Origin of the sequence: Burkholderia sp. Tr-862 (genome assembly GCF_011753085.1) — a bacterium.
Lineage (GTDB): Bacteria > Pseudomonadota > Gammaproteobacteria > Burkholderiales > Burkholderiaceae > Burkholderia > Burkholderia ambifaria.
On record NZ_VWWG01000275.1, the window covers coordinates 1 to 4862 of the forward strand.

5 protein-coding genes and 1 pseudogene are annotated in these 4862 nt (G+C 69.0%); 2 read left to right on the forward strand and 4 right to left on the reverse strand.

Annotated elements, in window-relative coordinates; genetic code table 11:
- The coding region (locus F3J14_RS33515) for a sulfur transferase domain-containing protein (RefSeq protein ID WP_247682344.1) at window positions 1-244 on the reverse strand (244 nt) is incomplete at its 3' end.
- 28 nt (window positions 245-272) lie between these two features.
- Window positions 273-1157 carry an MBL fold metallo-hydrolase gene (locus F3J14_RS33520; protein ID WP_166726561.1) on the reverse strand — a complete coding sequence of 295 codons (885 nt, stop codon included), beginning with the start codon at window positions 1155-1157 and terminating at the stop codon, window positions 273-275.
- Between the two features lie 249 nt (window positions 1158-1406).
- Between F3J14_RS33520 and F3J14_RS33525 the strand changes: the two genes are divergently transcribed.
- Complete coding sequence (locus F3J14_RS33525; protein WP_166726562.1) at window positions 1407-2804, forward strand: sigma 54-interacting transcriptional regulator; 1398 nt, start codon at window positions 1407-1409, stop codon at window positions 2802-2804.
- A gap of 71 nt (window positions 2805-2875) precedes the next feature.
- Window positions 2876-3403, forward strand: a complete 528-nt coding sequence (locus F3J14_RS33530) for a DUF4124 domain-containing protein (RefSeq protein ID WP_166726563.1) — start codon at window positions 2876-2878, stop codon at window positions 3401-3403.
- A 77-nt stretch (window positions 3404-3480) separates the two neighbouring features.
- On the opposite strand, the gene F3J14_RS33535 is transcribed toward F3J14_RS33530, so the two are convergent.
- Window positions 3481-4512 carry a MerR family transcriptional regulator gene (locus tag F3J14_RS33535; RefSeq protein WP_166726564.1) on the reverse strand — a complete coding sequence of 344 codons (1032 nt, stop codon included), beginning with the start codon at window positions 4510-4512 and terminating at the stop codon, window positions 3481-3483.
- Between the two features lie 124 nt (window positions 4513-4636).
- Window positions 4637-4862, reverse strand: a pseudogene (locus tag F3J14_RS33540) (RND transporter); the annotation flags it as partial.

Consider the following 4862-nt stretch of genomic DNA (forward strand, 5'->3'; position numbering starts at 1 on the left):
TCGCGCCGAACTGCGCGGCCTGCTCGTCGGTGACCTTGCCGGTATCGACGGGCAGGTCATGCACGGCGATGCCGAGCGGCGCGGCGGCGGCGCGGATCTCGGCGACGGTCGGCTGGTCGGCGCTTTCGCCGTCCGGACGGTTGCAGACGATCGCGCGGATGCCCGCCGCGTGCAGCGCGGGCAGGTCGGTCGCGGCGATCTGGGGCGAGACCGACAGCAGGTCGGTCAGCGGGCGGATGGTCATGTCGGGGTTCTCCGGTCGGGGCGGCGGCTCAGATCGCGTCGAGCGGGATCTTCAGGTAGCGCACGCCGTTGTTGTCGGGCTCGGGCAGGTGGCCGGCGCGCATGTTGACCTGCACGGACGGCAGCATCAGCACCGGCATGTCGAGCGTCGCGTCACGCGCGGTGCGCATGGCGACGAAATCGTCCTCGGTCACGCCGTCCTTCACGTGCACGTTCGCGCGGCGCTGCTCGGCGACCGTCGTCACGAACTGCACGTCGCGGCCGCCCGGCTGGTAGTCGTGGCACAGGTACAGGCGCGTGTCGGGCGGCAGGCCCAGTACGCGCGCGATCGAGCGATACAGCGTGCGTGCGTCGCCGCCGGGGAAGTCGCAGCGGGCGGTGCCGTAGTCGGGCATGAACAGCGTGTCGCCGACGAACGCCGCGCGCTGCGTGGCATCGTCGACGCAGTAGGTCAGGCATGCGGGCGTATGGCCCGGCGTATGCAGCGCGCGGATCGTCAGCGCGCCGAGCGCGAGCGTGTCGCCGTCGTCGAGCAGGCGATCGAACTGGCTACCGTCCTGGGCGAAGCCGGGGCCGGCGTTGAACAGCGTGCCGAACACGTGCTGCACGCGACGCACGTGCGAGCCGATCGCGATCCGGCCGCCGACGTGCGCCTTCAGGTACGGCGCGGCCGACAGGTGGTCGGCGTGCACGTGCGTTTCCAGCAGCCAGTGCACGGTCGCGCCGAGTTCGGCGACGCGGGCGATCAGTCGGTCGGCGCTGGCGGTGCGTGTGCGTCCGGACTTCGGGTCGTAGTCGAGCACGCTGTCGATCAGCGCGCACGCGCGGCTCGCGGTATCGAGCAGCAGATAGCTGACGGTGTGGGTCGCCGGGTCGAAAAAGCCTTCGACCGACAGCATGGGGGCATGGCTCACGGGATGTCCTCGATCGGGTTCTGCATAGGCAATCGGCAATCCCATGTTCAAGAAGCGTGCCAATCCGAGCCACGAGGCTGGGCGATCCGGCAGGTACTTGATTCGGCTCGGATTTTCGGCGCGATCGCGATGTGTCACGGGCACGGCCGGCGAATGGCCGCCAGCGCGGACTGCCATGTCTGGCAGTGTCGTGGCAGAATTGGCAGTCCGCCTGGCAGTTCGTCCGGCCATCCGTTTTCTCGCCTCCCCATGAATTCGCACGACACCATTCCGATCGTTCCCGCGCCGTCGCGCGCCGTGATGCCCGACGTGCGCGCGCTCGTCGCGTATCTGGAACAGGATCCGCAGCCGATGATCGTCCTCGATCCCCACTACCGCATCCTCGCGGCGAACGATGCGTACCGGCGCCAGTTCGGCGTGGCCGGCGTCGAGCACGTCGGCCGGCACTGCTTCCAGGTCTCGCATCACTACGACGTGCCGTGCGACCAGGCCGGCGAGCATTGCCCGATGAAGCAGGCGCTCGAGTCGCGCAGCCTGAACCGCGTGCTGCACATTCACCATACGCCGCGCGGCCCCGAGCACGTCGACGTGGAATTGCGGCCGATCTTCGACGCGCGCGGCGACGTGATTGCGTACGTCGAGCGGCTGACGACGGTGCGCAGCGCGTCCGCGCAGCCCAGCGCGGAAGGGCTCGTCGGCGGCGCCGACGCGTTCAATGCGGCACTCGGCGCGCTGCAGCGCGTCGCGCCGTCGATGCTGCCCGTGCTGCTGCTCGGGGAATCGGGTACCGGCAAGGAACTGTTCGCGCGAGCACTGCACGAGGCGAGCGCCCGCGCGATGGGCCCGTTCGTGGTCGTCGATTGTTCGGGCATCGCCGAGACGCTGTTCGAGAGCGAACTGTTCGGCTATGAGAAGGGCGCGTTTACCGGCGCGAACCAGCGCAAGCCGGGCCTCGTCGAGACCGCGCAGGGCGGCACGCTGTTTCTAGACGAAATCGGCGACGTGCCGCTGCCGATGCAGGTGAAGCTGCTGCGGCTGATCGAGTCGGGGACGTTCCGGCGCGTCGGCGGCGTCGAGGCGCTGCGCGCCGATTTCCGGCTCGTCGCGGCCACGCACAAGCCGCTGCGCGAGATGATCGACGACGGCCGGTTCCGGCAGGACCTCTACTACCGGATCAACGCGTTTCCGATTCCGCTGCCGGCGCTGCGCGAACGGCAGGGCGACGTCGCGCTGCTGGCCGAATCGATCCTGCGTCGCATCGCGAACGCGCGCGGCAACGCAGGCGACGTGAGCGCGCGGCCGTTCGCGGCCCGGCCGTTCGTGCTGACCGAGCGCGCCCGCGCGTGCCTCGATGCATATGCATGGCCCGGCAACATCCGCGAACTGCGCAACGTGCTCGAACGCGCCTGCCTGTTCGCGGACGACGGCACGATCCGGGTCGAGCACCTGCCGGCCGAACTCGTCGCGGCGGCAGCGGCGCCGCAGGATCGTGAGGCTGACGCGCGCGGCCTGTCGGACGCGGAGCTCGTGCGCATCGCGCGCACGTTCGACGGCACGCGCAAGGCGCTTGCCGAGCACGTCGGGATGAGCGAACGGACGCTGTACCGGCGGATGAAGGCGCTCGGCCTCGGCTCGCGCGAGCGCTGACGGTGGCGCGCGGCTGGTGGCGGCGCGCGGCTTTGTCGATAATGGCGCGTTCGATTCCACTGCCATCGCCGATGAAACGACGTTTCCTTTCGCGTTGCCTGTTGCTTGCAGTCGCAGCGCTGGCCGATCCGGCCCAGGCCGCCGACTACACGTGGACCGATGCGGCCGGCGCGCATGCGGTGACGCTTGCCCGAACCGCGTCCGTCGACGACGTCGAGCTCAAGGTGTCGGCGACGCTCGACGGCCGGCCCGACTGGACCGTGCGCGACTACGTGAAGGCATGCCCGGTCGACGTGATCCTCGACGTCGTGCCCGCGTCGATCGAGATGCGCGACCTGCTCGGCAACGGCCGCAAGCAGTTCCTGTTCGCCTACAGGATCGGCTGCCGCGGCGACGTCAGCGCCGACCAGGTCAAGTACTTCCTGATCGACGCCGGCACGAAATACGTGTTGCGCGGCGAGGAAACCGTCACGGTCAAGGGCAAGTTCATGGACGGCGGCGCGGCGCCGGCGCCGAATGCGGACCTGAAGGCCCAGCCCGTATTCCTGCGCTACATGACCAAGCACTGGCGCGCGATCAGCGTGCGCGACTACGACTAGGCGACCGCCGGGCTGTTGCGCGCGATACAGGCGATCGGCACGCGGGCATCCCGCGTGCCGATCGCACCGTCATGCGCTCAACGCGCAGGCGCAAGCTGCGCCATCGCCTCCCGCACGAAACCGAGCAGCGTGTCGTCGGTCCACGAATCCTTCGTCAGCGCCGGCTCGTTCATCAGCGCGTGGCGGAATTTCGCATGCGTGTCCGGATCGTGGCCCGCGTAGCTGCAGAACAGTTCGAGCCAGCGTTGCGCGAGCGCGCGGCCTTGCGGCGAATCGGGTGTCGCGCCCGCGTCGATCGCGTCGCGCACATCGGCCATCAGTTGCGGCCATTCCATCGCGCGTTCGCCGTAATGCGCCCGCATGAAGCGGATCTCGTCCGGCGCGAGATACTTCTCGAAAATCTGCATTTTCGACTCCGCCGTCGCGCGCAGCACATAGTCGCGCAGCGCGGTCGAAATGCCGATCTTCGACTGCATCGTCGGTTCCCGTTCGTGCATCAGGTTCAGCTTGGCGAGCAGCCGCGGGTCGTTGTTCGTGTCGCGCACGAGCAGCGCCATCCAGCGAGCGGCGAGCGCACGGACGCGCTCGTCCTCGGGCGGCACGCCCGCGTCGTGCAGCGCGCGAACCTCGCCGATGAGCGAAATCCATTCCGCGTCGCCCGCCTGGCTCTTCTGGTACATCGGCAGGCGCGCGAGTTCTTCCTCGGAGAAATATTTGTCGTACACGGTCATCAACTCCAGTGTGGTGAGCCAATCGGCCAGTTCCGGCTCCGTGCCCGCCGCGAGCTGGGCGTGCAGGCTCACGAGCCGCTCGCGTAGCTGCGCGGTCTGCGCGAGCTGAAGGTCGAGCAGCGCGATCTGCTTGGCGACGAGATCGACGAGCGGGGTGGTGCCGGGCTGGTTCAGGTGATCGCCGATTTCGGCGAGCGACAGTCCGAAGCGACGCAACGCCTGGATCTGGTGGAGCCGGGCGATGTCGTCGCGGTCGTACAGCCGGTAGCCGTTGTCGGCGCGCGCCGAGGGCGTCAGCAGACCGATTGCGTGATAGTGATGAAGCGTGCGGACGGTCAGCCCGCTGCGTTTCGCCAGCTCTCCCACTTTCAGTCGCATTCGTTCCTCCGTTCGGTGCGCACACTGGAGTCTCGAACGTTACGCTACGTGAGGGTCAAGCGGAAGATCGCGGATCGGCGCGCGGGATGACCCCGCGCGCCGTGCGCCTGTAGGAAACCGCGCGTTATTGCGGCAACGGCTGTGACGGCGGCGCGTCGGGCGCGGCCGTGCGCACCTGGGTGGCGGGGGCGTCGTGAGCCGCGTTGCCGGGATTGCCGGCCGTATCGGCTTTCCCGGCTTTCCCGTCCTTGCCGGCGCCGTCGACCGGCGGCGTGCCCATCGCCTGGTAAAGCCGCGCGGTATCCGCGAACCGTGCGCCGGTCGCGCGAAGCTCGTCGAGCCGCGCATTG